General features: G+C 67.8%; 22 protein-coding genes. 10 read left to right on the forward strand and 12 right to left on the reverse strand.

Features of this window, described 5'->3' with window-relative positions; translation table 11 throughout:
- The first annotated feature begins 108 nt into the window (after positions 1-108).
- Positions 109-762, forward strand: coding sequence for a TetR/AcrR family transcriptional regulator (locus tag PE061_RS00795; protein ID WP_271257344.1), 654 nt, complete (start codon positions 109-111; stop codon positions 760-762).
- Here PE061_RS00795 and PE061_RS00800 read toward each other — a convergent pair.
- Positions 759-1,802, reverse strand: a complete 1,044-nt coding sequence (locus tag PE061_RS00800; RefSeq protein WP_271257345.1) for an alpha/beta hydrolase family protein — start codon at positions 1,800-1,802, stop codon at positions 759-761. The genes PE061_RS00795 and PE061_RS00800 overlap by 4 nt on opposite strands.
- A gap of 87 nt (positions 1,803-1,889) precedes the next feature.
- On the reverse strand, positions 1,890-2,654 hold the full coding sequence (locus PE061_RS00805; RefSeq protein ID WP_271257346.1) for a phytanoyl-CoA dioxygenase family protein: 765 nt from the start codon (positions 2,652-2,654) through the stop codon (positions 1,890-1,892).
- Between the two features lie 113 nt (positions 2,655-2,767).
- Between PE061_RS00805 and PE061_RS00810 the strand changes: the two genes are divergently transcribed.
- The gene (locus tag PE061_RS00810) at positions 2,768-3,682 is read left to right on the forward strand and encodes a LysR substrate-binding domain-containing protein (protein WP_271257347.1); all 915 of its coding nucleotides are present in this window, start codon (positions 2,768-2,770) and stop codon (positions 3,680-3,682) included.
- Here PE061_RS00810 and PE061_RS00815 read toward each other — a convergent pair.
- From PE061_RS00815 to PE061_RS00845, 7 genes are all read right to left on the reverse strand, one after another.
- Positions 3,652-4,824 (reverse strand): iron-containing alcohol dehydrogenase, encoded by a 1,173-nt coding sequence (locus PE061_RS00815; RefSeq protein WP_271257348.1) that lies wholly within the window; start codon positions 4,822-4,824, stop codon positions 3,652-3,654. The two genes, PE061_RS00810 and PE061_RS00815, sit on opposite strands and share 31 nt — an antisense overlap.
- Positions 4,821-6,146: a spinster family MFS transporter gene (locus PE061_RS00820; protein WP_271257349.1), complete on the reverse strand. Its 1,326-nt coding sequence runs from the start codon at positions 6,144-6,146 to the stop codon at positions 4,821-4,823. The genes PE061_RS00815 and PE061_RS00820 overlap by 4 nt, the downstream gene beginning before the upstream one ends.
- 61 nt (positions 6,147-6,207) lie before the next feature.
- Complete coding sequence (locus PE061_RS00825) at positions 6,208-7,230, reverse strand: YeiH family protein (RefSeq protein ID WP_271257350.1); 1,023 nt, start codon at positions 7,228-7,230, stop codon at positions 6,208-6,210.
- The gene (locus PE061_RS00830; RefSeq protein ID WP_271257351.1) at positions 7,227-8,150 is read right to left on the reverse strand and encodes a hydroxyacid dehydrogenase; all 924 of its coding nucleotides are present in this window, start codon (positions 8,148-8,150) and stop codon (positions 7,227-7,229) included. The genes PE061_RS00825 and PE061_RS00830 overlap by 4 nt, the downstream gene beginning before the upstream one ends.
- Positions 8,147-9,166 (reverse strand): Ldh family oxidoreductase, encoded by a 1,020-nt coding sequence (locus PE061_RS00835; RefSeq protein WP_271257352.1) that lies wholly within the window; start codon positions 9,164-9,166, stop codon positions 8,147-8,149. Before PE061_RS00835 ends, PE061_RS00830 begins: the two co-directional genes overlap by 4 nt.
- Positions 9,163-10,338, reverse strand: a complete 1,176-nt coding sequence (locus PE061_RS00840; protein WP_271257353.1) for a UxaA family hydrolase — start codon at positions 10,336-10,338, stop codon at positions 9,163-9,165. Before PE061_RS00840 ends, PE061_RS00835 begins: the two co-directional genes overlap by 4 nt.
- A gap of 14 nt (positions 10,339-10,352) precedes the next feature.
- A complete protein-coding gene (locus PE061_RS00845; RefSeq protein ID WP_271257354.1) occupies positions 10,353-10,640 on the reverse strand; it encodes a UxaA family hydrolase in 288 nt (95 codons plus the stop codon).
- A 166-nt stretch (positions 10,641-10,806) separates the two neighbouring features.
- Here PE061_RS00845 and PE061_RS00850 point away from each other — a divergent pair, with 166 nt between their 5' ends.
- The 5 genes from PE061_RS00850 to PE061_RS00870 are packed head-to-tail and all read left to right on the forward strand — an operon-like array spanning position 10,807 to position 15,766.
- Positions 10,807-12,534, forward strand: coding sequence for an IlvD/Edd family dehydratase (locus tag PE061_RS00850; protein ID WP_271257355.1), 1,728 nt, complete (start codon positions 10,807-10,809; stop codon positions 12,532-12,534).
- A 10-nt stretch (positions 12,535-12,544) separates the two neighbouring features.
- A complete protein-coding gene (locus PE061_RS00855; RefSeq protein WP_271257356.1) occupies positions 12,545-13,342 on the forward strand; it encodes an HpcH/HpaI aldolase family protein in 798 nt (265 codons plus the stop codon).
- Positions 13,339-14,151, forward strand: coding sequence for an aldose 1-epimerase (locus PE061_RS00860; RefSeq protein ID WP_271257357.1), 813 nt, complete (start codon positions 13,339-13,341; stop codon positions 14,149-14,151). Before PE061_RS00855 ends, PE061_RS00860 begins: the two co-directional genes overlap by 4 nt.
- Positions 14,148-15,005 carry an SMP-30/gluconolactonase/LRE family protein gene (locus PE061_RS00865; RefSeq protein ID WP_271257358.1) on the forward strand — a complete coding sequence of 286 codons (858 nt, stop codon included), beginning with the start codon at positions 14,148-14,150 and terminating at the stop codon, positions 15,003-15,005. Before PE061_RS00860 ends, PE061_RS00865 begins: the two co-directional genes overlap by 4 nt.
- Complete coding sequence (locus tag PE061_RS00870; RefSeq protein WP_271257359.1) at positions 15,002-15,766, forward strand: SDR family NAD(P)-dependent oxidoreductase; 765 nt, start codon at positions 15,002-15,004, stop codon at positions 15,764-15,766. The genes PE061_RS00865 and PE061_RS00870 overlap by 4 nt, the downstream gene beginning before the upstream one ends.
- 12 nt (positions 15,767-15,778) lie before the next feature.
- On the opposite strand, the gene PE061_RS00875 is transcribed toward PE061_RS00870, so the two are convergent.
- Both PE061_RS00875 and PE061_RS00880 read right to left on the reverse strand, forming a co-directional pair.
- Positions 15,779-16,495, reverse strand: a complete 717-nt coding sequence (locus PE061_RS00875; RefSeq protein WP_271257360.1) for a GntR family transcriptional regulator — start codon at positions 16,493-16,495, stop codon at positions 15,779-15,781.
- A gap of 105 nt (positions 16,496-16,600) precedes the next feature.
- Positions 16,601-18,040, reverse strand: coding sequence for an NAD-dependent succinate-semialdehyde dehydrogenase (locus PE061_RS00880; protein WP_271257361.1), 1,440 nt, complete (start codon positions 18,038-18,040; stop codon positions 16,601-16,603).
- A gap of 154 nt (positions 18,041-18,194) precedes the next feature.
- Here PE061_RS00880 and PE061_RS00885 point away from each other — a divergent pair, with 154 nt between their 5' ends.
- Positions 18,195-20,465, forward strand: a complete 2,271-nt coding sequence (locus tag PE061_RS00885; protein WP_271257362.1) for a TonB-dependent receptor — start codon at positions 18,195-18,197, stop codon at positions 20,463-20,465.
- Positions 20,466-20,523: 58 nt separating this feature from the next.
- Here PE061_RS00885 and PE061_RS00890 read toward each other — a convergent pair whose 3' ends face one another.
- A complete protein-coding gene (locus PE061_RS00890) occupies positions 20,524-22,137 on the reverse strand; it encodes a long-chain-fatty-acid--CoA ligase (RefSeq protein ID WP_271257363.1) in 1,614 nt (537 codons plus the stop codon).
- Between the two features lie 106 nt (positions 22,138-22,243).
- On the opposite strand from PE061_RS00890, the gene PE061_RS00895 reads away from it, so the two are divergent.
- Complete coding sequence (locus tag PE061_RS00895; RefSeq protein ID WP_271257364.1) at positions 22,244-24,253, forward strand: alpha-glucosidase; 2,010 nt, start codon at positions 22,244-22,246, stop codon at positions 24,251-24,253.
- Positions 24,254-25,513 carry an MFS transporter gene (locus PE061_RS00900; RefSeq protein ID WP_271257365.1) on the forward strand — a complete coding sequence of 420 codons (1,260 nt, stop codon included), beginning with the start codon at positions 24,254-24,256 and terminating at the stop codon, positions 25,511-25,513.
- Position 25,514: the final 1 nt, after the last annotated feature.

The following is a 25,514-nucleotide window of genomic DNA, read 5'->3' on the forward strand; positions in this document are numbered from 1 at the left end:
AATGGAATCGGGACGCCGTCGGCGCCGATCTTGTCAAGGCGTGTAGTGTAACGTACATTACAGGTCAACCACCAAAGACAAGATCAGCATGGGGAACGCCAGAATAGCATGAACGCAGAGGCAGATCAGCCAGATACGCCGCGCATGACACAGGACGAGCGCCGCACCGTCCGCCGCCAGGCGATCCTCGACGCCGCGGAGGTGCTGTTCCTCGAACACGGCTACCCGTGCGTCAGCCTCAGCGCGATCGTGCAGCGCTCAGGCGGCTCGCTCGCCACGATCTACCAGATGTTCGGCAACAAGCAGGGGCTGCTGCGCGCGGTGGTGGACCGCAACACCGACGAAAGCCTCAAAGACCTGGATACGCTGCTGGCAAACGGATTGCCGCCGCGGCGCATTCTGGAAGAGTTCGCCATAAGCTATCTCGCCTTTGCAACAACGCCGCGCAAGATCGCCTTCATGCGCCTCGTCATCACGGAAAGCCTCACCGATCCCGACTTCGGCGAGGCCTTCGACCGCGACATGCAGATGAAGTACGTTGCCCGTATCGCAAGCCTCTTCGAGCATTGGAACGCGAACGGCCTTGCACGCATCGACCGCCCGCGCCAGGCGGCGGAGCTTTATCTCGCCATACTGCTCTGCAATCTGCCGATCCGGTTCATGCTCGGCAGACCGCCGGAGAACACCTCACGCGAGGACACCATCTGGCGCCTCGCCTGCTTCCTCGATCGCTTCGGCATGGAGGCCGAGGCCTGCGCCTAACGCGCCGGCCCCATCCAGCGGTTGAACCACGCGACGATGCGCTTCAGCGCGTCGTCGCGCTCGGGTGTCGCGCCCTTCATGAAGACATGGCCGCCGGGGGCCTCGTCGTAGATCTTGGCCTCGTAGGTCTTGCCGTTCGCCTTCAGCGCGTCGATGAGCCTGCCGGTATGGATCGTGTGCGGCACGATCTTGTCGCCGCTCGTGGCGAGCACCAGCACCGGCGCCTCGATCCTGTCGACGAAGTTGATCGGCGACACGTTGATGTAGGCGGGCAGGTTCTCGTGCGGGAGCTTGCCCTTGAAGCCGGGGTTGGTCTCGGCGATCTCCTTGCGGCGATAGTCGGGCTTGTAGGACATGTAGGCCACGAAGTCGGTGAGGCCCACGATGTCCACCGCCGCCTTGAACTGCTTGGGCGCGCGCTCGATGGCGAGCAGCGTCACCATGCCGCCGCGGCTCTGGCCGAGGATGCCGATGCGGCCGCCGTCGATGTCAGGACGAGTCGCCGCGTAGCGCGCCGCCGCCAGCACGTCGGCGACATCGGTGTTGCCGTAGTCGTTCTGGTAGATCGCGTCGCCGTAGCCGCGGCTGCCCCGGTATTCCGGGAACAGCACGACATAGCCCGCCTCCACCACCGCCTCGATGAGCGGGAACCACGACGGCTCCAGCCGTTCGTGGAAGCCGCCGTGCACCATCACCACGGCAGGGCGGCGCGCGGTCGATGCCTTGACCGGCGTGAACACGTGCGTCGGGATCAGCTCGCCGTCGCTGTTCACGTACTCCGTCGACAGCCGGATGCGGTCCGAATAGTCGAGCCGGAACTGGGTGAGGATCGCGAGCTGCTGGTTGACGTAGATCTCCTGCTGGAGATGCTTCAGCAGCGCGGCAGGGTCGTCCGTGCCCGTGTTGGTGAAGCTGTCGAGCGCGCCTTCGCGCTCATCCGCCGTGCGCGCGAAGCTGTTCGCAGCCCCCTTTCCGGCAGCAGGCGTTTCCGGAGCCGCCGAAGCAGCAAGCGATGCGATGAGAGCAGTAACGAGCAGCATATTTTCCCCCTTATGCCCCCTATGCCCGCCATAGCTGACGCCACGCTGTCGCGATCCGGATGCCCCAGACCGCGATCGGTTCAGGCTCTAGTGCCGCGTGACCTGCTTGCCGCCGCGCAGGATCGGGATGGCATTGCGGCGCAGATGCCGCGTGCCGGGGTTGAGGATGACCTCGGGCGAATATTGCGCGAGGTAGATGCGGCGCATGTCAGGCGTCGTGTTGGGACCCGTCGCGTGCAGCACGAGGCTCGAAAAGGCCACGACGCTTCCCGCCGGGACCTCGACCGTGATGCCTTCCGCACCGCCCGTATCGGCAACGAGATCGTTCGTGCCGGGCTGGCGCACATGCGGAACGATGCCCGCGCGTGCCTCCGGCTTCTGCGAAAAGGGCAGCAGGCGGACCGTGCCGTTCGCAACCGTCGTATCGTCGAGCGTGCACCAGCAGGTGAGGTAAGGCTTGTGATCCGCCGGGCCGCCGTTCCCCACGACATAGCCGGAATCCTGATGCCAGCTGAACGCGAGGCCCTTGTCCGGCCCCTTCACGACGAACTGGTCGTAGAAGAAATAGGCCTCGTCGCCGAGCGTCGCCCGGCAGATTTCCGCCATCGTGTCGCTGAACAGCATGTCGCGCAGCTCCGGCTGCTGGCGCTGGCACTCGCCGGCGAAATAGCGCGTGCCGCGATGCGTGATGCCGTCGACGTCGACGCCGAGCGCGTCGAGTCGCGCATCTTCCTTTTCGATGATCCTGCCGCATTGCTCGCGGAGCATGTCGAGCATCGGACCTTCGAGGACCCGCTCGAAAACCGCGTAGCCTTCCCTCGCGAACTGCTCCCGCTGCGCCGAGAAATCCATCACCCACTCTCCCAAGGCCTTGATTCGTTTGAAACGAGAATCGCGCGTTTCGCCCATCGTATCCAATCGAATTGATTGGGGAGTCCATACGTGCATACTATGGCCTTATGCGGATGCGTCAGGTCGAGGCCTTCAGGGCGGTGATGCTGAGCGGCGGGGTGACGGCCGCCTCGGCGATGCTCAACATCAGCCAACCCTCGGTGAGCCGCCTGATCGCCGACCTCGAGCACGCCGTCGGGTTCAGCCTGTTCGAACGGCGCGCCGGGCGCATATACCCGACCGCGCAGGCGCACATGCTGTTCGACACCGTGCGGCGCAGCTTCGTGGGGCTGGACCTGCTCGATCAGGCGGCGCGGCGGATTCGCGCGCATCCCGTCGGCACCGTCCGCATCGCGGCGCTGACCGCGATCGCGGCGACCGTGCTGCCGCCGGTGATCGCGCGCTTCCGGGAACGCCACCCGGACGTGCGCCTCACGGTCGAGGCGCTCGGCCAGCGCGCCATCGAGGACCGCGTGTTCCTGAGCCAGGCCGACCTCGGCATCGGCGTCGCCGCACCGCCGCGCGACGGCATTCGCGTGACGCCGCTGGTCTCCGCCGACTATCTCTGCCTGCTGCCCGCAGGCCACCGGCTCGCCGCGAAGGACAGCATCGCGCTCGCCGATCTGGACGGCGAGGAATTCATCGGCCCGATGCACGAGGCCGACGCGCTCTGGGACGGGATCGACGCGGCGCTCGCGGCCGCGGGCGTGTCGGTGCGGCGGCGGCTCGAAACGCAGCAGTCGCAGGCGCTCTATGCGTTCGTGGAAGCCGGGCTCGGCGTCGCCATCGCCGAGCCGTTTTCGGCGCGGCTGTTCACGCGTCTCGGCCTCGTCGTGCGGCCCATCGCGCCGCCAATCGCCTACAGTTTCGTGATGCTGGAACCCGACATCGGCCCGACGCCGGACATCGTCGCGGGACTGGCCGAAGACATCAGGGCCGCGGCCCGCGCCTGTCTCGATCAGGCCGAGCCTTCCCAAGCCCGCGCATAAAGCACCGCCATCTCCGCCTCGCCGGGCACGCGGGGATTGTTCGCGGGGGAACCCGAGGCCAGCGCCTGCGTACACATCAAGGGCACGAGATCGTTCCAGCGCGCTGCGTCGATGCCCCATGCGGCCGGTGACGGCACGTCGAGATCGCGGTTGAGCGCGGACAGTTCCCCGAGCAGGCGCGCGACCGCCGACTGGTCCCCCTCCCCGTCCTCCGCAACGCCCATCGCCCGCGCGCAATCGGCGTAACGGGTCATGGCGGCGGGCGCCGTCCATGCCGTGACGGCGGGCAGCAGCATGGCGTTCGAAAGCCCGTGCGGCACGTGGAAATGCGCGCCGATCGGGCGGCTCATGCCGTGGACGAGCGCGACCGAGCTGTTCGAGAAGGCGATGCCGCCCTGCATCGCGCCGAGCATCATCGCCTCGCGCGCCGGGCGGTCGCCGGGATCGGCGCAGACGCGGCGGATGTTGGGCGCGAGCAGGCGCATCGCCGACAGCGCCATGCCGTCGCTGAACGGATTGGCCTTGCGCGACACATAGGCCTCGATCGCGTGGGTGAGCAGATCGATGCCCGTGTCGGCGGTGAGCCGCCGCGGCTTGCCGAGCGTGAGTTCATAATCGACGAGCGCCGCGACCGGCAGATAGGCAAGGCCCGCGCAGAGCATCTTCTCGTCGGTTTCGCCATCGGTGACGATCGTGAAGCGCGTCGCCTCGGAGCCCGTGCCCGCTGTCGTCGGGATCGCGATCACCGGCAGACCCAGCGCATCCTGCACGTGCGGCACCTTGTAGTCGGCCATCGCGCCGCCGTGGACGGCGAGCATGGCGATCGCCTTGGCGCTGTCGAGCGGGCTGCCGCCGCCGAAGCCGACGACGCAGTCGTGGTCGCCCTCCTTCAGGAAGGCGAGACCCGCCTCGATCGAGGCGACGGTCGGGTCCGGCACCGTTTCCGTGAACACGCGCGCGGCGATCCCCGCCGCGCGCAGCCCGTCCAGCAGCCGCTCGACCATGCCCTGCCCGGCCAGAAACGCATCGGTGACGACGAGCGGCCGCGAGACGCCGAGCGCGCCCAGCACCTCGGCAAGCTGCTGCGAGGCGCCGCCGCCGATCCTGAGAATGCGGGGAAGCGCGATGCCGGCAACCGTCAACTGACCATCTCCTCCCGGATCGTGCGCCGGGCCAGCCAGAACAGGCCGGAAGCCACCGCGCCGAACAACGTGAATATCATCAGCGACCAGCGTACCCCTTCCGCCGCGCCGAGGCCAAGAGGCCCGCTGATGAAATCGCTGATCGCGCCGACGCCGAGCGGGCCGAGGCCGAGCCCAATGAGATTGATGACGAACAGCAGCACCGCGGTCGCCGTCGCGCGCGTCTGCGGCCGCACGAGCCCTTGCACGGCAGCATAGCCCGGCCCGTACCAGAGCGTGTTGAGCGCCGGCGGAAACGCGAGCAGCACGAGCGCAAGCACGGCGGAATCGACCGAGAGGCCGACGATGTAGAAGGGAATCCCCATCAGCGTCGAGATCGCCGGTATGCCGACATAGTGGCGAAGATCGCGCGCGCCGTAATGGTCCGCGAGCTGGCCGCCGAGCCACGTGCCGATCGCGCCCGTGACGCCGAGCACGAGGCCGAGCGCGAGGCCGAGGAACCCGGCGACGCCGAGGCCGAATCCCGTGGCGATGGTTTCCAGTTCCGCCGCGTGGTTCCGAAAGAAGAACGGCGCGAGGAACGCCGCCGCGCCGTAGCCGATGAACGCCTTGATCGCCGCGCCGAACGCGATCAGCCAGAAGGCGCGCTTGCTGCGGATCTCCGCCATAGCCTCGGAAAAACTCGGTCCCGCCGCGCGCTTTGCGGCGAGATCGGCGGCGAGCTTCTTTCGCGGCTCCGTGAGCGTCGTCGCCGCAACGATCGCCATCAGGACGCCGGGCGCGCCCGCGACCAGAAAGGCCGCGCGCCAGCCCCACGCATCGGCGATGAGCCCGCCCATCGCCATGCCGATGAGGCCGCCGATCGGTGTGCCGAGCGCATAGAAGGCGAGCGCCGAGGCGCGCTTCTCGTGCGGCGTGTAATCGGTGATCAGCGAATGCGCGGGCGGCGTGCAGCCCGCCTCCCCGACGCCGACGCCGACACGCGCCAGCACGAGCTGCACGAAGTTCTGCGCGAAACCGCAGAGTACGGTGAAACCGCTCCACGCCCCGACCGCACAGGCAATGATGAGCGGCCGGTTGCCGCGCTCGGCGAGCCGCGCGATCGGGATGCCGAGCACCGTGTAGAACAGCGCGAAGGCAAGGCCGGTCATCACGCCGAGCTGCCAGTCGGCAAGGCCGAGATCGTGCTTTATCGGCTCGGCGAGAATGGCGATGATCTGCCGGTCGAGGAAATTCAGGATATAGATGACGAGCAGCACCGACAGCGCATAGCGCCGATAGCCGGGGGTGACGGCGGGCGCTGCGGTGTTGGCGTCGTTCATTCCATCCTCCCCTGCGGGACGTCGCATGTTCTGCCGCACGCGCTGCCCGGTATCCCGAAAGCTAGCCGCCGAGTTCGATCCACGCGAGCACGAAGACCGCGATGAACAGCGTTTCGGCCGCGACCATCACGACCGCCGTGCGCCCCGCCGCGATCAGGTCGCGCGCCGAGGTCTTGATGCCGAGCGCGGCCACCGACATCACCAGCAGCCAGCGCGACGCCTCGCCGAGCGCAGTCGCCATCCATGCCGGAACGATGCCCATGCCGTTCGCACCCGCGAGGATGACGAAGACGGCGAGAAAAGCGGGAAGCGGCGTGACGCGGGCGGCGCCGTCCATGTCACCGCGCGCGAAACGCGCGGCGCCCATGCTGATCAGCAGCACCACGGGCAGCAGCAGGGCGACGCGCATCAGCTTGACGATCGTGGCGGTGTCCCCGGTTTCCGGCGAGACCGTGAACCCCGCGCCCACCACCTGCGCGACATCGTGGATGGAGCCGCCGAGGAAGCGGCCGATCTCCTGATGGTCGAGGCCCGCCGCGACCGCGAGCGCGGGATAGGCGAGCATCGCGATCGTGCTGAGCGAGGTGATGCAGGCGATGACGATCACCGTATCGCGCTCGCTGTCGCGGCGCGGCCACGCGCACGCGATCGCCATCGCCGCCGACGCGCCGCAGATGCCGACCGCGCCGCCCGAGAGAACGCCGAAGCGGGAATCGGTCTTCATCGCGCGCGCGAGGCACCAGCCGAAGCCGATCGTCCCGGCAACGGCGAACAGCACCATCGCGGCGGTCGACCAGCCGAGCGCGCCGATCTGCTGGAAGGTGATCCTGAGGCCGAGCAGCGCGACGCTGATCCTGAGCAGCGTGCGCGCCGAGAAGGCGATGCCCGGCGTGTAGCGCGCCTCCGCCGAGAGCGTGTTGAGCGCCATGCCGAGCAGCAGCGCGAACACGATGGCGGGCGCCCCGTAATGATCGGACAGATAGGTCGCGGCGAGCGTCACGATCGCGACGGCGAGGAGGCCGGGCATCAGCGACTGGCCGGCCGCGAGCCAGCGGCGCGGCGCTTCGCCCGCCGCCGCGATCACGCGTCCAGCGCCGCCGCCACGGCCTCCGCGATGACGAAGCTGACGCGCGCGTTCGACTCCTCCGTCACCCCCGCGATATGCGGCGTGAGGACGAGGTTCGGCACACTTGCGAACGCCGCGCCGTCCGCCGCGGCGAGCGGCTCCGTCTCGAACACGTCGAACGCCGCGCCGCCGAGTTTCCCCTCGCGCAGCGCGGCCACGAGCGCGGCCTCGTCCACCACGCCGCCGCGCGCCGCGTTGACGAGGATCGCGCCCGGCTTCATCGCTTCGATCGCCGCCGCGTCGATCATCCGCCGCGTGTCGGCGGTGAGCGGGACATGCAGGCTGACGACATCGCTCGCCGCGAGGAGTGACGGTAGATCAAGGCGTCTCACGCCCGCCCATGCGGGATGGTCGGCGGCCAGCAGCGGATCATGGGCAACGACCTTAAAGCCGAGCGCGCGCGCTTTCGCCGCCGTCAGCCGGGCAATGGCGCCGAAGCCGACGAGGCCGAGCGTCTTGCCCTCCGCCTCCTGCCCGATCAGCGCCATGCGCGGCCATTCGCCCGCGGCCACGGCGGCGCTGGCGAACCATGCGCGGCGCAGCAGCATCAGCGCGGCGGTGATCACATATTCGGCGACCGCGAGATCGTTGGCGCCCGTCGCCGGACGCACCGCGACGCCGCGCGCCGCGCAGGCGGCGACGTCGATGTTGTCGAGCCCGACCCCGAGGCGGCCGACGATCCTGAGGCGCGACGCGGCAGCCAGAAGATCGCCGCGCACCTGCGTGCGATTGCGGACGACGAGCGCACGGCAATCCGCGAGCGCGGCAAGCAGATCGTCAGGCCGATCGACGAGCGTCGGATCATAGAGCACGTCGCGCCCGGCAAGCGACGCGACGGCCGCCTCGTCCATGAATTCGGTGATGACGATATCGCTCATGCCGCCGCCGTCGTGCCCGAGAGCTCGCAAAGCTCGGCATAGAGGGACGCCGGGATTTCGATCCCCGCCGTCGCGGCACGCATCCGTCCCTCCAGCCGCTTGTCGCCGGGAAGCCGCGCGGGCGCTTCGCCCGCCACCGCCGCCAGCAGCGCATCCATACGCGCGGCGAAGCCCGTGTGGCCGAACGCCTCCGGCGAGATCGCGATCAGCAGATGCCCCAGCCGCGGCGGACCGCCGTTGCCGTCGAACAGCGAACTCGCCTCCCACCCGTAGGCCCCGCCCGCAAGCGCGCCCACCAGAATCTCGACCATCAGCGCGAGCGCGCTGCCCTTCGCGCCGCCGACAGGGAGCAGGGCGCCATCGAGCGCCGCCGCCGCATCGGTCGTCGGCTGCCCGTAGGCATCGACCGCCCAACCCGGCGGGATCGGCTGGCCCGACGTCTTCGCCGCGATGATGCGCGCGCGGGCGCCCGCCGAAAGCGCCATGTCGACGACGAGCGGCGGGCGGCCCGCGACCGGCGCGGCAAAGGCGATGGGGTTGGTGCCGAGCATGGGCCTGCGGCCGCCGTGGAAGGCCATGGCGCGCGGCGAGTTGGCGCAGGCGATGGCGATCAGCCCTTCGTCGGCCAACCGCTCGACGTGGCGCCCGGCCTGCCCGAAATGATGCGAGCCCCGGATGCCCGCCGCCGCGATGCCCGACGCCCGCGCCATCGGCACGAGCCGGGCGATGGCAAGCTCGATCGCGGGATAAGCGAAGCCGTTCCGCGCGTCGATGCCGAGCGCGGCGGGCGCGGTCGCGGTGACGACCGGATGCGCCTTGCCGTCGACCTTGCCCGCGCGCAGCTGCAGCGCATAGCTCGCCACACGCGAGAGGCCATGACCGGGCTGGCCGTCGACCTCCGCGGCGACGAGCGCCCGCGCCGTGACCGCAGCGCTTTCGGAGGACGCCCCGGCGGCGACCAGCGCGGCCTCGGCGAGCCGCCGCGCCTCCCGGACCTCGATACGCTTGCCGCTCATGCGCTTCGGTAGAGCTTCGTCATCACGAACTCACGGTGACCCAGCGCCTCCGCCGCCGTCAACCGGCCGTTCGCCGTGCGCTGGATCATGTCGATGAGCACGTCGCCCGCCTGGTCGATCGTCATGTCGCGGCGCACGATGCCGGAGACGTCCACGTCGATGTGCTCGCTCATCAGCCGGACGGTACGCGGATTTCCCGTCACCTTGATGACGGGCATGATCGGATTGCCGATGACGTTGCCCTGCCCGGTCGGGAAGATGTGGACGACATAGCCGGCCGCGGCCTGCAGCGTGCAGCATTCGGCCGCCGCGGACGAGGTGTCCATGAAGTAGAGGCCTGCCCCCTTCGCGGGCGCCTCGGCGGGTTCGAGGACGTCGATATACTTCGTCTTCTTGCCGATCTTCTCGAGATTGCCGAGCGCCTTTTCCTCGATCGTCGTGAGGCCGCCCGCGATATTGCCCTTGGTGGGCTGGCTGTCCGAAAGGTCGGAGGTCTTGTGCGCCTCGATCACGTCCGTCTGGTAGGCCGTCCATGTCTTCATGAACTTGCCGGCGATCTCGGGCGATGCCGCGCGTGCCGCCGCGAGATGCTCGGCGCCGGTGAGCTCGGAGGTTTCGCCGAAGCAGCCGTAGAGCCCGAGCGGGATCAGCTTGTCGTACATGTTGCCGACCGTGGGACACGAGGCGAGGCCGGTCGTCGTATCGGATTCGCCGCATTTCGCCGCGACCCAGAGATCGGCGAGCGGGCATTCGACGCGCACCTGCCCGGAGGCCCAGTGCACGAATTCCTTCGCCTTGCGCGAGGCGGCGGCGACGGTGGCGATATCACCGTTGCCCTCGATCCAGAAACCGGCGACCGGCTTCCCGGTGGCGGCGATGCCGTCGACGATCTTCTGCGTCCAGCCTTCCTCGATGCCGATGACGATGCAGGCGGCGACATTGGGATTGGAGCCGGTGCCGATCATCGTGCGGAAATGCAGCTCGAGATCCTCGCCGAATTGCAGGCGGCCATAGGCGTGCGGCAGTGCGATCGTACCCTGAATGTGCGCGGCGACCGCTTCGCAGGCGGCGTTGGAAATATCGTCGAGCGGCAGGATGGCGACGTGGTTGCGCACGCCGACGCGGCCGTTCTCGCGCCGATAGCCCCAGATCGTTTTTTCGGACAGAGTCATGGTGTTGCCTTTACCTACCAGCGCTTCGTCTTGAGGTTGTGCGTGTGGACGTGCTCGCCCTTCGCGACCGGCGCAACGATGCGGCCGATATCCTCACCGTACTTGATGACCGTGTCGCCGACATCGAGATCGGCGAGCGCGATCTTGTGGCCGATCGGCACGTCCTGCTTCGCCGCCGCCCTGAAATCGCTGTTGTCCTCCGTGACGACGCACAGCATGTCGGTCCCCGCCGTCAGCCCTTCGACGACGACCACGCCGACATTATCCTTTTTGTGATGCACAAGCAGGTGGGGCGCACCCATATCCATCCCCTCTCGATTGACTCTTATATAAGACATAACAATACAGATTGAATGACTCCTTGCAAGGGGGTATCGACGGGACAAGCGGAACGGGCGGAAGAACGGCGTTGACAGAAGGCCGCGCCCCCGGTCTGCTCCGGTCCTATACAAGAGTTGGACGAGACGAATGACCGAGGGGAGACCGCTTCGCAGCGCGCGCTGGTTCGCATCGGCGGACATGCGCGGCTTCGCGCACCGGCAGCGCACGCAGCAGATGGGATTACGGCGCGAGGAGTTCATGGGGCGGCCGGTCATCGCCATCGTGAACACGTGGAGCGAGATGAGCCCGTGCCACATCCACCTGCGCGACGTCGCCGAAGCCGTGAAGCGCGGCGTGCTGCGCGCCGGCGGCTATCCGGTCGAGCTTCCCGCGCTCTCCGTGGGCGAGGTGATGGTGAAACCGTCCACCATGCTTTACCGCAACTTCCTCGCCATGGAGACGGAGGAACTGCTCCGTTCCCACCCGATCGACGGGACGGTGCTGCTCGGCGGCTGCGACAAGTCCACGCCCGGCCTGCTGATGGGCGCGATCAGCATGGACCTGCCGACGATCTTCTGCCCGGCGGGACCGATGGCGAGCGGGCGCTGGCGCGGCGTGAAGACGGGCGCGGGCACGCACACGAAGACATACTGGGACGAGCTTCGCGCGGGCACGATCAGCGAGGACGACTGGGTCGATCTCGAATCGCGGATGACGCGCTCGATCGGCACCTGCAACACGATGGGCACAGCCTCCACGATGACCGGGATCGTCGATGCGATGGGGCTGACCCTGCCCGGCGCGTCGAGCATTCCGGCGATCGATTCCGGGCACAAGCGCATGGCGTCGCTGGCGGGCGAGCGGATCGTCGCCATGGTGGACGAGGACCTGCGCCCGTCGCGCATCCTGACACGCGCATCGTTCCTGAACGGGGCGGTCGCCTACATGGCGCTCGGCGGATCGACCAACGCGGCGATCCACATGATCGCCATGGCCGGGCGCGCGGGCGTGGCGCTGACACTCGACGATCTCGCCGCGGTTTCGGCGCGGATTCCCGTGTGCGCGAACCTGTTTCCGTCGGGCAATGCGCTGATGGAGGATTTCTTCTTCGCAGGCGGGCTTCCGGCGCTGCTCGCGAAGCTGGCCGGGGAACTCGACCTCTCCGCCATCACCGTCACCGGCCGCACGCTCGGCGAGGCCATCGAAGGCGCCCCCTGCTACGACGACGATGTGATCCGGAGGCCGGACACCCCCGTGGTGCCGCTCTCGCGCGGGCGCACGCTGGCGCTGCTGAAGGGAAACCTGTGCCCGGACGGCGCGGTGATGAAATCGAGCGCCGCCGACCCGCGCCTGTTGAAGCACACGGGCCGCGCCATCGTGTTCGATTCGAATGCGGACATGCTGGCGCGCATCGACGATCCGGCGCTGGACGTGGATGCGGACAGCGTGCTGATCCTGCGCGGCGGCGGGCCGGTTGGCGCACCCGGGATGCCGGAGTGGGGCAACCTGCCGATTCCGAAGAAACTGCTCGCCGCGGGCGTGCGCGACATGGTGCGGATTTCCGACACGCGCATGTCCGGCACGCATTACGGCGCCTGCATCGTCCATGCCGCGCCGGAGGCCGCCGTGGGCGGACCGCTCGCGCTGGTGCGGACGGGCGACATGATCCGGCTCGACGCCGACGCGGGCACGCTCGACATGCTGGTGGCGGAGGACGAGATCGCGCGCCGCCGCGCGGCATGGACGCCGCCGCCCTCCCCCTACGAACGCTCCTACGCCGCGCTCTACCGCGCGCACGTGATGCAGGCGCCGCAGGGCTGCGATTTCGATTTCCTCGCCGGGACCGCACCGACGCCGGAACCGCCGATCTTCTGAAGGACCGCACATGGAACCGCTCAATCCCTTCAAGCGCACGCTTGCCGACACGGCGCAGACGCCGATCGGCACGTGGCTGATGTCCGGCGCGCCTTCGACCGCGGAGGCGCTCGGCTTCTGCGGATTCGATTTCCTCGTCGTCGACATGGAGCACGTGCCGATCGGCGTGCCCGGGACGGCGGACATATTGCGCGCGATCTCGGGCACGCCGGCGCAGCCGGTCGTCCGCATCGCGTGGAACGATCAGGTTCTGGTGAAGCGCGTGATGGATGCCGGCGCGCGGACGCTGATGGTGCCGTTCGTGGAGACGGCGGACGAAGCGCTGAAAGCGGTTTCGTACACGCGCTATCCGCCGGAGGGCGTGCGCGGCGTCGCCGCGGTTCACCGGGGGTCGCGCTACGGCCGCGTGCCGGACTATCTGCGCCGGGCGAACGACGAGGTGGCGGTGATCGTGCAGCTGGAAACGCCGGGCGCGGTTTCCCGCCTCGCCGAGATCGCGGCCGTGCCGGGCGTCGATGCGCTGTTCGTGGGGCCGGGCGATCTGTCCGCCGCGATGGGCCATCTCGGCGACATCGCGCACGGCGACGTGCAGGCAGCGATCGCGGACGCCGCCAGGGCCGCGCGCGCGGCGGGCAAGCCCATCGGCATCGTGGGGCCGAACCCGGACATGGTGCGGCGCTTCATCGGCTACGGCTACACGTTCGCGGCGGTCGCGTCCGACATGGCGATGATGACCGGCCGCGCCGCCGAATGGCAGGCGGCGCTGCGCGGCGAAACGCCCGCCCCCACCGGCGAGGCCGCATATTGAGCGTCATCGCCCTTCGGGCCGGCGCGTGGGCGGCGACGGTCGTGCCGGGCGCGGGCGGCGCGATTGCATCGCTGCGCCGCGGCAGCGCCCCCGTGCTGCGCGAGACGCCGGACGATGCGGTGCTGAGCGGCGACGTGCGCCGCATGGCCTGCTACGCGATGCTTCCCTACGCCAACCGCATTGCCGATGCGGCCTTCGAATTCGGCGGTCGGCGCTGGCAGCTCAGGCGCAACTTCGGCGACCATCCGCATTCGCTCCACGGTGTCGGCTGGCAGCGCGCGTGGCAGGTGGAAGCGGCATCGCCGACGCGCGTCAGGCTCGCGCTTCGGCACGCGGGCGACGCGGACTGGCCGTTCCCGTTCCGCGCCGTTCAGGAGATCGCGCTGGAAGACGGGCTTTCCATCCGCATCGCGCTGACCAATACGGACGCAGTTGCCGCGCCCGCCGGGTTCGGCTTCCATCCGTTCTTTCCGCGCGCACCCGCAAGCCGTGCCGATTTCAACGCCGCGAGAGGCTGGCGGAACGGACCGGACATGTTGCCGGCGCGCGGCGATCTCGCGCCCGTCTACGCCGTCGGTGTCGACAATGATTTCGAAGGGTGGGACGGGATTGTCCGCATCGGCGATACGGTGCTGCGCGCCGATCCGGTGTTCCGCTGGTTGCGCCTGTTCGCACCCGAAGACCGTCCCTTCATCGCGGCGGAGCCGGTGACACACGCCGCCAACGCCATCAACCGCAGCGATACGGGAATGACGGTGCTCGCGCCCGGCGAAACGCTCGCGGGAGAAATGAGGATCGGAATCGCATGACACGTTTCGAACCCGTGCTCGAGATCGGAGCGGAACTCGGCGAAAGCCCGGTCTGGTCGGCGGAACGGCAGATGCTGTTCTTCGTCGACATCCTCGGCCGGACACTGCACCGGTACGATCCCGTGACGGGCGCGCACCGCGCGGACGCGGTGGATGAGCATATCGGCTGCGTCCAGCCCGCCGAAGGCGGCGGCTTCGTCGCCGGGATGCGCTCGGGCATCTGGCTGCTCGATGACGACGGCCGGAAGCGCGAATGTCTCGCGGAGAATCCGGAGGATCAGCGGACGAGCCGCTTCAACGACGGGTGCGTCGATCCGAGGGGGCGTCTGCTTGTCGGCACCGTCGACGAGACGCGCGCGAACGGCGCGGCGACGCTCTACCGCTGTGACGCACGCGGCCTCGTGCCGCTGGTGGGCGGCCTGCTCACCTCGAACGGCCTCGCCTTCTCGCCGGACGGGTGCACGCTCTATCATTCGGACACGCCGCGGTTCACCGTGTGGCGACACGACTACGACCCCGAGACCGGCGAGATCGCGAACCGGCGCGTGTTCGCGAGGCTCGACCCCGATGCGCCCGACCGCGGCCGCCCCGACGGCGCGGCAGTGGACGCGGAGGGATGCTACTGGACCGCGCTCTATGCCGGGGGCCGCGTGCAGCGCTACGACCCGGACGGGCGGCTGATGGCCGAGTACCCGGCCAGCGTGCGCGGCACGACGATGCCCGCGTTCGGCGGTCCCGACATGAAGACGCTGTTCCTCACCACCGTGGGCGGCGAGAGCGGCGGCGCGCTGCACGCCATGCCCGTCGACGTCGCAGGCCTTCCCGCCACCCCCTTCAAACGGACCGCCGCATGACCGCAGACTATGCCTCCGCCCGCTATGCCTCGCTTCAAGGCCGCTCCGTGCTCGTCACCGGCGGCGCCTCGGGGATCGGCGAAGCGATCGTCGAGGCGTTCGCGGCGCAGGGCGCGCGCGTCGCCTTCATCGACATCGACAAGGCGGGAGGGCACGCGGTCGCCGAACGCACGGGCGCACGCTTCCATGCCTGCGACCTGACGGACATCGCCGCGCTTCGCGAAACCGTGGCAATCATCGAGGCCGAGCAGGACGGCATCGGTGTGCTCGTCAACAACGCCGGCAAGGACGACCGGCAGGCGCTCGGCGAGATCGAGCCGGAGGACTGGCGGCGGATGCTGGCATTCAACCTCGACCACCAGTTCTTCGCCGTGCAGGCCGTGGTGCCGGGCATGACGGCGCGCGGCGGCGGGTCGATCGTGATGATGGGCTCCGTATCATGGATGCGCGGGCGGCCGGGCATGGCCGGCTATTCGACCGCGAAAGCGGCGATCAACGGCCTCACCCGCACGCTGGCGCGCGAGGTCGGGAGCGCGGGCATCCGCGTGAACTGCATCGTGCCCGGCGCGATCCTCACCGAGCGCCAGAAAGCGCTGTGGCTGACGCCCGAACTCGACAGGCAATTCATTGAACTGCAGGGCCTGAAATTCCGGCTGACCGGCGAGCACGTCGCGCGCATGGCGCTGTTCCTCGGCTCCGACGAGAGCGCGGGCTGCACCGGCGCCAACTTCATCGTCGACGGGGGGCTGACGCAGAATTGACCGGGTGCCGACCTAGCTGAGCGTGATCGCGTAGGCGAGATGCGGCGCGTAGACGCGGCTGAGACGCCATTCCACCTTGCGGTCCTGAAGCGACAGTGCGATCCGGTCAATGGTGAGCAGCGGCGCGCCCACGGGCGCACCGAGCAGCTTGTGATCCTCCGCGTCCGCGATTTCGGCGCCAAGCCTCTCGTTGGCGGCGACGATGTTGACCCCGAAATCGGTCTGGTAGAGCGAATAGAGCGTGTTCGGCAGCGGCTGGCGTGCCTCGATACCGGGGAAGAGCGCCGCCGGAAGAACGATCGTCTCGCGGATTGCCGGCTTTCCTTCGAGCAGGCGAATCCTGCGGATCTCGACAACCCGGTCGCCCTTTTCGAGATCGAGCTTCTGCTGCTCGACCGCGCGCGAGGCCCGCACCTTCACGGTCTCGGCGCCGCAATCGGGCGTGACGCGGGAACCGTCCGCGCGCACCATGCGGAAGAACCGGAACAGTGCCCGCTCCTGCGTGTTTTCCGCGATGAACGTGCCCTTGCCCTGATGCCGCTCCAGCACCTTTTCCGCAGTCAGCGCATCGAGCACCTTTCGCATCGTGCCTTGGCTGACGCCGAGTTCACGCGCCAGCGCCTGCTCGCTCGGCAAGGCTTCGCCCGGCTTCCAGACCCCCTGCGCCACCTTGCCGACGACGATATCGTAAACCTGTCGGTAGAGCGGGCGATAGCCGGGAAGTTCCATCAAGACCTCATTCTCGCGATCCACCCGGAAACGTCCGCCCGGAGGAACACTTCTATAAGACAGAGCATATAGAACCTCCTTCGCGGCAAAGGCAATGCCGGCACATCAGGCAAGTCCGCCCACGCAGGCGTACTTGAACTGCGTGTAGTCATCAATGCCGTGGCGCGAGCCTTCGACACCGATCCCCGAGTCCTTGTGCCCGCCGAACGGAGCGACCTCCGTGGTGATAAGCCCTTCGTTGACGCCGACAAGCCCGTAGTCGAGCCCCTGCATCATCCGGAAGGCACGGCCGAGATCGCGCGTGTAGACATAGGCCGCGAGCCCGTATTCGGTTGCATTGGCGAGACGCAGCGCCTCGGCTTCATCCGCGAAACGGAACAGCGGCGCGAGCGGACCGAAGGTTTCCTCGCACGCGACCAGCATCTCCCCGGTGACGCCGAGCAGAAGCGTGGGCTCGAAGAACGTGCCGCCGAGCGCATGGCGCCGCCCGCCGAGCGCGACGCGGGCGCCGTGTTCGACGGCGTCGGCGATATGGTCTTCCACCTTTGCGACGCCGGCCGCGTCGATGAGCGGACCCTGCGTGATGCCAGGCTGCAACCCGTTGCCGACATGAAGCCCGCGCATCGCCTCAGCGAGTTTCGCGGCAAACGCATCGTAGATCCCGGACTGGACGAGGAGGCGATTGGCGCAGACGCAGGTTTGCCCCGCGTTGCGGAACTTCGCGACCATCGCGCCTTCGACGGCCCGATCGAGATCGGCATCGTCGAACACGATGAACGGCGCGTTGCCGCCCAATTCCATCGACACGCGTTTCATGTGCGCCATCGCCCGTGACGCCAGCCGCTTGCCGACCTCCGTGGAGCCTGTGAACGTGATCTTCCGGAGCTGCGGATTCTCGCACATCTCCGCGGCGATCTCCGATGCGGAGCCGGTGACGATATTGAGGATGCCCGGCGGAAGCCCCGCCTCTTCGGCGAGCGCGCCGAGCGCGAGCGCCGAATAGGGCGTCTGGCTGGCGGGCTTGGCGACCATTGTGCAGCCGGCGCCGAGCGCAGCGCCCAGCTTGCGCCCGATCATGCTGCTGGGAAAATTCCACGGGGTGATCGCACCCACTACGCCGACCGGTTCCCGCGTGACGAGGAGTTGCCGCCCTCGCCACGGCGAGGGAATGATCTCGCCGTAAACACGGCGCGCTTCTTCCGCGAACCAGCGCAGATAGGCGGCGCCGAGCGTGATCTCGCCCACGGCCTCGGCGAGCGGCTTGCCCATCTCCGCGGTGAGCAGGCGGCCGAGCGCCTCGCGATTCGCAAGGATGAGATCGTGCAGCTTCATCATCAGCGCGGCCCGCTCCTGCGCGGGCGTATCGCGCCATCCGGGAAATGCCTCATGAGCGGCCGCGATCGCCTGCGCCGTTTCGCTGCGCCCGCAGCGCGGCACGGTTCCGATGCGTTCACCGGTCGCGGGGTTCAGCACCTCCATGCGCTCGCCTGAAGCAGAGCCGACCCACGCCCCGCCGATGAGGCACGATTCCTTCATATACTGCATGTTGCCTCCACCCCTTGCGCCGAGCGCGCAGCCATCGTCACGCCACCTTAACTCTTATATAATACATAACTGTTGTCTTATGCCATAGGATGTATTAGACAAGATGGGAATCCGCACGGAGACGGATCGACAGAACGTGCACGGGAGGAAAAGCATGAAGGTTTCGACAACGCCGTTTCGTTTGACCGTGGCCAGCGCGTTGGCGCTCGCCATGACGTTGCCGCATCAGGCCCTGGCACAGGATGCAGCGGGCGCGGTGGATGAGATCGTGGTGACGGCGCGGTTCCGCGCCGAAGCCCTGACGGATGTGCCGATCGCGCTTTCCGCGCTCTCCGGCGACGACCTTGCCGACCGCGGCCTCAACAACATCCAAGACATCGCGCGCAGCGTGCCGACGGTCGACTTCCGCACCGGCGCCTCCAACAAGGACCGCACCGTGTTCATTCGCGGCGTCGGCACGATTTCGACGTCGCCGGGCGTCGAGCCTTCGGTCTCAACCGTGCTCGACGGCGTGGTGCTGACGCGCCCCGGCCAGTCGACGCTGGACCTGCTCGACATCGAGCGCATCGAGGTGCTGCGCGGCCCGCAGGGCACGCTGTTCGGTAAGAACGCGTCGGCGGGCGTCATCAACATCGTCAGCAAGACCCCGACCAACGATTCCGCGCAGACGCTCGAAGCCTCCATCACCGACGACAACGAGTACCGGTTCCGCGCCGGATCATCGGGCGCGCTGGTCGAGGACAAGCTGTTCTACTCGCTGACCGGCCTGATCGGCGGTTTCGACGGCGACGTGAAGAACGTCATCACCGGCAGCGACGTGAACGGCTACAAGCGCCGCGGCGCGCGCGCCAAGATCGTCGCGCAGCCGAACGAAGACCTGACGCTGACCTTCGCGGCCGACTATGTCTATACGAAGGACGACGTTCCGATCGGCGTCTTCGTGAGCACCGACCGCGTCGCCTATCCGACGAACGCCGTGACGGCCAACCCCACGCTCGCCGCCATCCTCGCCGCGCGCGGCATCGTGCCCTCGCGCAAGAACCGCGAGATCAGCGCCAATTTCGATACGAACGTCCGCGACAAGAACTACGGCGGATCAATGCAGGTCGACTGGCGGGTCGGCGACTTCGCCATCACCTCGATCACCGCCTATCGCGAGTGGAAGAACTTCCAGCACCAGGACTGGGACGGCTTCGACACGCAGACGGTGACGGGCGCGCCGGGCGTGATCGCGCAGGGCATCGACAACGGCGAGGTCCGGTCGAACCAGTTCTCGCAGGAGCTTCGCCTCACCTCGCCGGAAGGCGGCCTCGTCGACTACGTGGTCGGGCTCTATTTCCTGAAGGCCGACACGGACGAGGTGTATCGGCGTGACATCACGCGGCTGGTGGGCGCGGATCTCGTCAGCAACTACGGCATCGCGCGCTACGGCATCACTTCCAAGAACTATGCCGTGTTCGGCGAGGCGAACGTCAACTTCACCGATCAGTTCCGCGCGATCATCGGCGGCCGCCTGCTGCGCGACGAGCTGTCGTTCTATCACAACCGCGTGACGGATGCCGGCGCCGCGGGAACCACCGGCATCGCAGGCCCGATCTCCAACGCCGGCAAGACCGACGACACCGACTACACGGCGCGACTCGGCCTGCAATACGATCTGGCGGACGAAGTCGTCACCTATGCGACCTTCTCGCGCGGCTACAAGGGCAAGGCGTTCAACGTCTTCTTCAACATGCCGCAGAACGCGGTCGACCCGCTCGATCCGGAAACGTCGAAGTCTTACGAGGTCGGCCTCAAGGCGAACACGATGGACCGCAGGCTGCAGATGAGCCTCGCCGCGTACATCACCGAGTTCTCCGGCTATCAGACGAACTTCCAGGACACGTTCCAGGGCGCCATCGTCACCCGTCTCACCAACGCGGGCGACGTGTCCTCGCGCGGCATCGAGGCCGACATCACGTTCCGCGCGACGCCTGCACTCACGCTCACGATGAACGGCACCTACAACAAGGCGAAGATCGACGCGTTCAACTGCCCGACCGGCGCGACCTGCATAGATTTCGACGGGCAGCCGCTCCCCTATGCACCGCGCTGGAAGCTGTTCGGCGACGCGACGTACACGCTGGCGCTCTCGGATGCGCTCGATCTCGAGCTGCAGACCGACATCACCTACAAGACGAAAACGCAGTCCTCGATCACCCAAACGCCCGACACGATCCAGCCGGGCTATGCGATCTGGAACGCCTCCGTCGCGATCATCGGCGACACCGGCGGCGGCAACTGGCAGCTGCGCGGTTTCGTCCGCAACATCACCGACAAGAGCTACTCGTCGGTGCTGCAATACGGCTCCGCGGCCGGCGCGGTGCGCTTCGTGCCCCGCGACGACCAGCGCTACTTCGGGCTCGCCGCACGGTTCCAGTTCTAGACGGAAACGAAAACCCCGGGTCGCGGGAGGCCGGCAGCGATGCCGGCCTCCTTCCGTTTCAGAAGGCTGCGGGGAAGCGCTCGCGGAGCCGCTTCTTGTCGATCTTGCCGGTCGCGCCGAGCGGCATTTCGGGAACGAACACGACACCCTCCGGCATCCACCACTTGGCGATCCGCCCCTCGAGCGTTCCGAGCATTTCGGACGCCGTCGCGGTTTCGCCGTCGCGGAGCTGGACGACGAGCAGCGGCCGCTCGTCCCATTTCGGATCGGGGATCGCGATCACCGCGCACAGCGCCACCTTGGGATGGCCGAGCGCGATGTTCTCGATTTCGATCGAGCTGATCCACTCGCCGCCCGACTTGATCACGTCCTTCGCGCGGTCGGCGATCCGCATATAGCCCTCGGCGTCGATGTCGGCGATGTCGCCCGTGTCGAAGAACCCTTCCCGGTCGAGGATGTCCCCCGGCGTTCCACCGAGATAGGCGGACGCCACCGTCGGTCCCTTCACGTGCAGGCGCCCGAGCGCCGCGCCGTCGTGCGGTTGCCGGTTGCCGGTGTCGTCCACGATCTTGAGATCGACGCCGAACGGAGGCCGCCCCTGCTTCAGCCGCCACGGCACCTGGTCGTCGAACGGAAGCGCGGCGATTTCGGGGAGCAGCTTCGAATGGCTGCCGATCGGCGAGGTTTCGGTCATCCCCCAACCCTGTTTCGATTCGACACCGTGATCGCGCAGCCGCCGGATGATCGATTCCGGGCACGCCGCGCCGCCGACGAGAACGCGGCGCAGCGTGGTCAGCCGTCCCCCCGTATCGTCGAGGTGTTGCAGCAGCGCCTGCCAGACCGTAGGCACGGCGGCGGCGAAGGTGACGTCCTCCCGCTCGCAGAGGTCATGCAGCGATGCGCCGTCGAGGCGGCTTCCCGGCAGCACCAGCTTGCAGCCGACGGCGGGCGCGGACAGCGGCAGACCCCAGCCGTTGGCGTGATACATGGGTACGATCGGCATGACGACGTCGGCGATCGACAAGCCGAACACGTCCGGCTGCAACGTCATCAGCGTGTGGATGACGTTGGAACGGTGCGTGTAGAGCACGCCCTTGGGATTGCCGGTGGTGCCCGACGTGTAGCAGAGCGCGCAGGCCGTTTCCTCGTCGAAGCCGCCCCACGCGGCCTCGGGATGGTTTTCGGCGATGACCGATTCGTAATCGACCGCGCCGGGCAGCCGGTCGCGCGCGACCTCCGACGCCTCGCCCATGACGATGATCGCGCCGAGGCGCGGAAGCGCGGGCAGCATGTCGGCGAGCAAATCCTGAAAACAGGGATCGACGATGATCGCGTGGTCCTCCGCATGATTGGCGATGTAGACGATCTGTTCGCGGAACAGGCGCGGGTTCAGCGTGTGGCAGACGGCGCCCATGCCCATGATCGCGAACCACGCCTCGACATGACGGAAGCTGTTCCAGCCCATCGTCGCCACGCGATCGCCCCGGCCGATGCCGCGCGCGGCGAGCGCCGCGGAAAGCCGCCGCGCCCGTTCCCGCATCGCGGCATAGTCGGTCCGCACGATCTCGCCGGAAAGCGCGCGCGTCACCACCTCCCGCTTCCCGTCCCAGCGCGCCGCATGGTCGATGATCCTGTCCACCGTCAGCGACCATTCCTGCATCAGCCCGCGCATCGTTCCCTCCCCGGTTCATATCGTTGCCTTGACCAACTCTTATATTAGACATAAGACTCGAATTGAAAAGTGCGAGGCGGTAAAAGACTGCCCGGGGAGGAACGGCATGGCGTTTGAGGTGCAGGAGGGCGGTTTCACGCTGAACTTGGGCGGGAGAACGATTCTCCGCCATGCGCCGGAGACGCCCGTCCTCTTCATCGGGCGCGGCGACGCCTCGATTGCCATGCACCACGGCCATTTCGACATCGAGGACTATGTCATCGAGCGCGTCGCGCTGCGGCACGCGGAGATTCGCGGAGACAAAGTATATCTCTCCACGTCCCCCGCGTCGCCGGCCGTTCTCGCGCTCCGCATCGACGGCAACGAAACCGACGCCGCCATTGCATTCGAAGCCCTCGATCCGGCGATCAACCGGATATGGATTCGCGTCGTCGCCGAACCGGGTGAGCATGTGTGGGGCGGCGGCGAGCAGCTTTCGTACTTCGACATGGCGGGCAGACGGTTTCCGCTGTGGACCTCCGAACCCGGCGTCGGGCGCGACAAGTCGACGCTCATCACGTGGCAGGCCGACCGCCGCAGCAATTCGGGTGGAGACTATTACCGGACCAACTATCCGCAGCCGACCTATGTGAGTTCGCGGCGCTACGCGCTGCACGTGGAGACCACGGCGTGGTCGGCCTTCGATTTCCGCCGCGAAGGATTCCACGAGATCGAGGTGTGGGACGTGCCCGCGCGCATCGAGCTGTGGGCGCGGCCGCATTTCAGCGACCTCGTGATGGCGCTCTCGGACCGCTTCGGCAAGCAGCCGCCGCTTCCCGAGTGGGTTTATGACGGGGCGATCATCGGCCTCAAGGACGGCGAGAACAGCTTCGACCGACTCGAAAAATACGGCGACGCCGGCGTCGCCGTTTCGGGTCTGTGGTGCGAAGACTGGGCAGGCCTACGTGAGACGTCGTTCGGACGGCGGCTGTTCTGGGACTGGCAGTACAACGCCGCCCGCTATCCCGATCTTCCGAAGCGCATCGCAGCGCTTGCGGCGCGCGGCATCCGCTTCCTCGCCTATGTGAACCCCTATCTCTGCGTGGACGGGTCGCTGTATCCCGAAGCGGAGAAGGCAGGTTATTTCGCCAAAAAGCTCGAAAGTGACGAAACCTATCTCGTCGACTTCGGTGAATTCGATTGCGGCGTCGTCGATTTCACGAACCCGGAAGCGTCGCAGTGGTTCGCCGAACATGTCATCGCGCGCAACATGCTCGATCTCGGCATCATGGGATGGATGGCCGATTTCGGCGAATACCTTCCCACCGACATCCGTCTCGCCAGCGGCAAGGAGGCAACGCTCGCGCACAACGAATGGCCGGTGCTGTGGGCGGAGGTGAATGCCCGCGCCGTTGCCAGTCGGGGCAAGACGGGCGATGCGATCTTCTTCATGCGCGCGGGCTACAGCGGCGTGCAGCGCTATTGCCCGCTGCTGTGGGCGGGCGACCAGTCGGTCGATTTCTCGCGCCACGACGGCATCGGCACGGTGATCTGCGCGGCGCTCTCCTCGGGCCTCGTCGGCAATGCGTTCCATCACAGCGACGTCGGCGGCTATACGAGCCTGTTCGACAACGTCCGGACGCCGGAACTGCTGATGCGCTGGGCGGAGATGGCCGCGTTCACGCCGGTGATGCGCGGCCATGAAGGCAACCGGCCGCTCCAGAACCTCCAGATCGACCAGGACCCCGAGGTGCTCGCACACTTCGCGCGGATGACGCGCATCTACGTGCATCTCGCGCCCTACCTGCGGATGCTGTCCCGCGAAGCCGCCGAGACCGGCCTTCCCGTCCAGCGCCCGCTGTTCCTGCATTTCGAAGACGATGCGCGCACCTATGGAATCCAGACCGCCTATCTTTACGGCCCCGACCTTCTCGTCGCACCGGTGATCGAGGCGGATCGCAGCGACTGGACGGCATACCTGCCCGCAGGCGCCGAGTGGGTGCACGTGTGGAGCGGCAAACGCCATGCCGGCGGGCAAGATGTCACCGTTCCGGCGCCCTTCGGCGAACCGCCGGTTTTCTACCGCGCGGACTCCGCCCACGCCGATCTCTTCGAACGCATCGCCTCGGTACGCTGAATGCTCGGTGCGCGCGGCATCCTTCTCCTCCTCGTGATCTTCGGCGGCGTCCTCAACTACGCCGACCGGCAGATGATCGCCGTGCTGAAGCCGATGCTGGAAAAGGAACTCGGCTGGAGCGATTCCGATTACGGCTATCTCGTCGCCGTGTTCCAGTTCGCCGCCGCCGCGAGCTTCGTGTTCGCGGGCTGGATCGTCGATCGGGTCGGCTGGCGTGCGGCCAATCCGCTCGCGGTCGGATCGTGGAGCCTCGCCGCCGTCGCACACGGCTTCGCGCGCACGATGGGCGAATTCACGGTGGTCCGCATCGCGCTCGGCGCGACGGAAGCGCTGGGAACCCCGGCGGCGATCAAGACCATCGCGGTATGGTTCACCGCGAAGGAACGCTCGCTCGCGCTCGGCATCAACAATGCGGCGAACACCTGCGGCGCGATCATCGCGCCGCTCGCGATTCCCGCCATCGCGCTGGCGCTGAGCTGGCAGGCGGCGTTCTGGATCGTCGGCGGGCTCGGCTTCGTCTGGGTCGCGGCGTGGTTCGTGCTGCTGCGCCTGCCGGTGTTTCGGGCGCCGCCGCCGGGCGAAGGGGCTTCCGACGCCGCGGCGAGCGGCGCGCGCGTGCCGTGGCGGATCGTGCTGCGCGATCGCAGGACATGGGCCATCGCGGGTGCGAAGGTGATGTCCGATCAGGTGTGGTGGTTCCTGCTGTTCTGGATGCCGGACCTGTTCAGCCGCGTGTTCGGGCTCGACATGCGCGGATTCGGCCTGCCGCTCGCCACGGTCTACACGATGTCTGCGATCGGGTCGCTGATCGGCGGCTACGCCTCCACGCGGATGCTCGCGACCGGCATGTCGCTCAACCGCGCGCGCAAGCTGACGCTGCTCGTCTGTGCGCTGCTCGTTCTGCCCGTTCCACTCGTGCTGCACGTCGACAACTACTGGGCGGCCGTCGCGCTGCTCGGCCTCACGCTCGCCGCGCATCAGGGCTTTTCGGTGAACCTGTTCGCGACCGCCACGGACATCGTTCCGACCGAACGCATCGGCACGGTCATCAGCATCGGCGCGCTTTGCGGCAACCTCGCCGGGATGCTCGTACTCCAGATCGCGGGCTGGGTGCTCGACGCGACCGGCAGCTATGGTCCGATGTTCGCGCTCGTTTCGGTGTCCTATCTGATCGGGCTGCTCTGGCTGCACCTGCTGCTGCCCATCATCGAAGTGTCGGGCTCCGGCCCCGTCCCGCAGCAAATCCGGATGGCCCACTGAC

Origin of the sequence: Sphingosinicella microcystinivorans (assembly GCF_027941835.1) — a bacterium.
GTDB lineage: Bacteria > Pseudomonadota > Alphaproteobacteria > Sphingomonadales > Sphingomonadaceae > Sphingosinicella.

Excerpts from the sequence above, each read along its gene's own strand:
- PE061_RS00795 (WP_271257344.1), top strand. The coding sequence starts at position 109 with ATGAACGCAGAGGCAGATCAGCCAGATACGCCGCGCATGACACAGGAC.
- PE061_RS00800 (WP_271257345.1), bottom strand. The coding sequence starts at position 1,802 with ATGCTGCTCGTTACTGCTCTCATCGCATCGCTTGCTGCTTCGGCGGCT.
- PE061_RS00805 (WP_271257346.1), bottom strand. The coding sequence starts at position 2,654 with ATGGATTTCTCGGCGCAGCGGGAGCAGTTCGCGAGGGAAGGCTACGCG.
- PE061_RS00810 (WP_271257347.1), top strand. The coding sequence starts at position 2,768 with ATGCGTCAGGTCGAGGCCTTCAGGGCGGTGATGCTGAGCGGCGGGGTG.
- PE061_RS00820 (WP_271257349.1), bottom strand. The coding sequence starts at position 6,146 with ATGAACGACGCCAACACCGCAGCGCCCGCCGTCACCCCCGGCTATCGG.
- PE061_RS00830 (WP_271257351.1), bottom strand. The coding sequence starts at position 8,150 with ATGAGCGATATCGTCATCACCGAATTCATGGACGAGGCGGCCGTCGCG.
- PE061_RS00835 (WP_271257352.1), bottom strand. The coding sequence starts at position 9,166 with ATGAGCGGCAAGCGTATCGAGGTCCGGGAGGCGCGGCGGCTCGCCGAG.
- PE061_RS00840 (WP_271257353.1), bottom strand. The coding sequence starts at position 10,338 with ATGACTCTGTCCGAAAAAACGATCTGGGGCTATCGGCGCGAGAACGGC.
- PE061_RS00845 (WP_271257354.1), bottom strand. The coding sequence starts at position 10,640 with ATGGGTGCGCCCCACCTGCTTGTGCATCACAAAAAGGATAATGTCGGC.
- PE061_RS00850 (WP_271257355.1), top strand. The coding sequence starts at position 10,807 with ATGACCGAGGGGAGACCGCTTCGCAGCGCGCGCTGGTTCGCATCGGCG.
- PE061_RS00855 (WP_271257356.1), top strand. The coding sequence starts at position 12,545 with ATGGAACCGCTCAATCCCTTCAAGCGCACGCTTGCCGACACGGCGCAG.
- PE061_RS00865 (WP_271257358.1), top strand. The coding sequence starts at position 14,148 with ATGACACGTTTCGAACCCGTGCTCGAGATCGGAGCGGAACTCGGCGAA.
- PE061_RS00870 (WP_271257359.1), top strand. The coding sequence starts at position 15,002 with ATGACCGCAGACTATGCCTCCGCCCGCTATGCCTCGCTTCAAGGCCGC.
- PE061_RS00875 (WP_271257360.1), bottom strand. The coding sequence starts at position 16,495 with ATGGAACTTCCCGGCTATCGCCCGCTCTACCGACAGGTTTACGATATC.
- PE061_RS00880 (WP_271257361.1), bottom strand. The coding sequence starts at position 18,040 with ATGCAGTATATGAAGGAATCGTGCCTCATCGGCGGGGCGTGGGTCGGC.
- PE061_RS00885 (WP_271257362.1), top strand. The coding sequence starts at position 18,195 with ATGAAGGTTTCGACAACGCCGTTTCGTTTGACCGTGGCCAGCGCGTTG.
- PE061_RS00890 (WP_271257363.1), bottom strand. The coding sequence starts at position 22,137 with ATGCGCGGGCTGATGCAGGAATGGTCGCTGACGGTGGACAGGATCATC.
- PE061_RS00895 (WP_271257364.1), top strand. The coding sequence starts at position 22,244 with ATGGCGTTTGAGGTGCAGGAGGGCGGTTTCACGCTGAACTTGGGCGGG.
- PE061_RS00900 (WP_271257365.1), top strand. The coding sequence starts at position 24,254 with ATGCTCGGTGCGCGCGGCATCCTTCTCCTCCTCGTGATCTTCGGCGGC.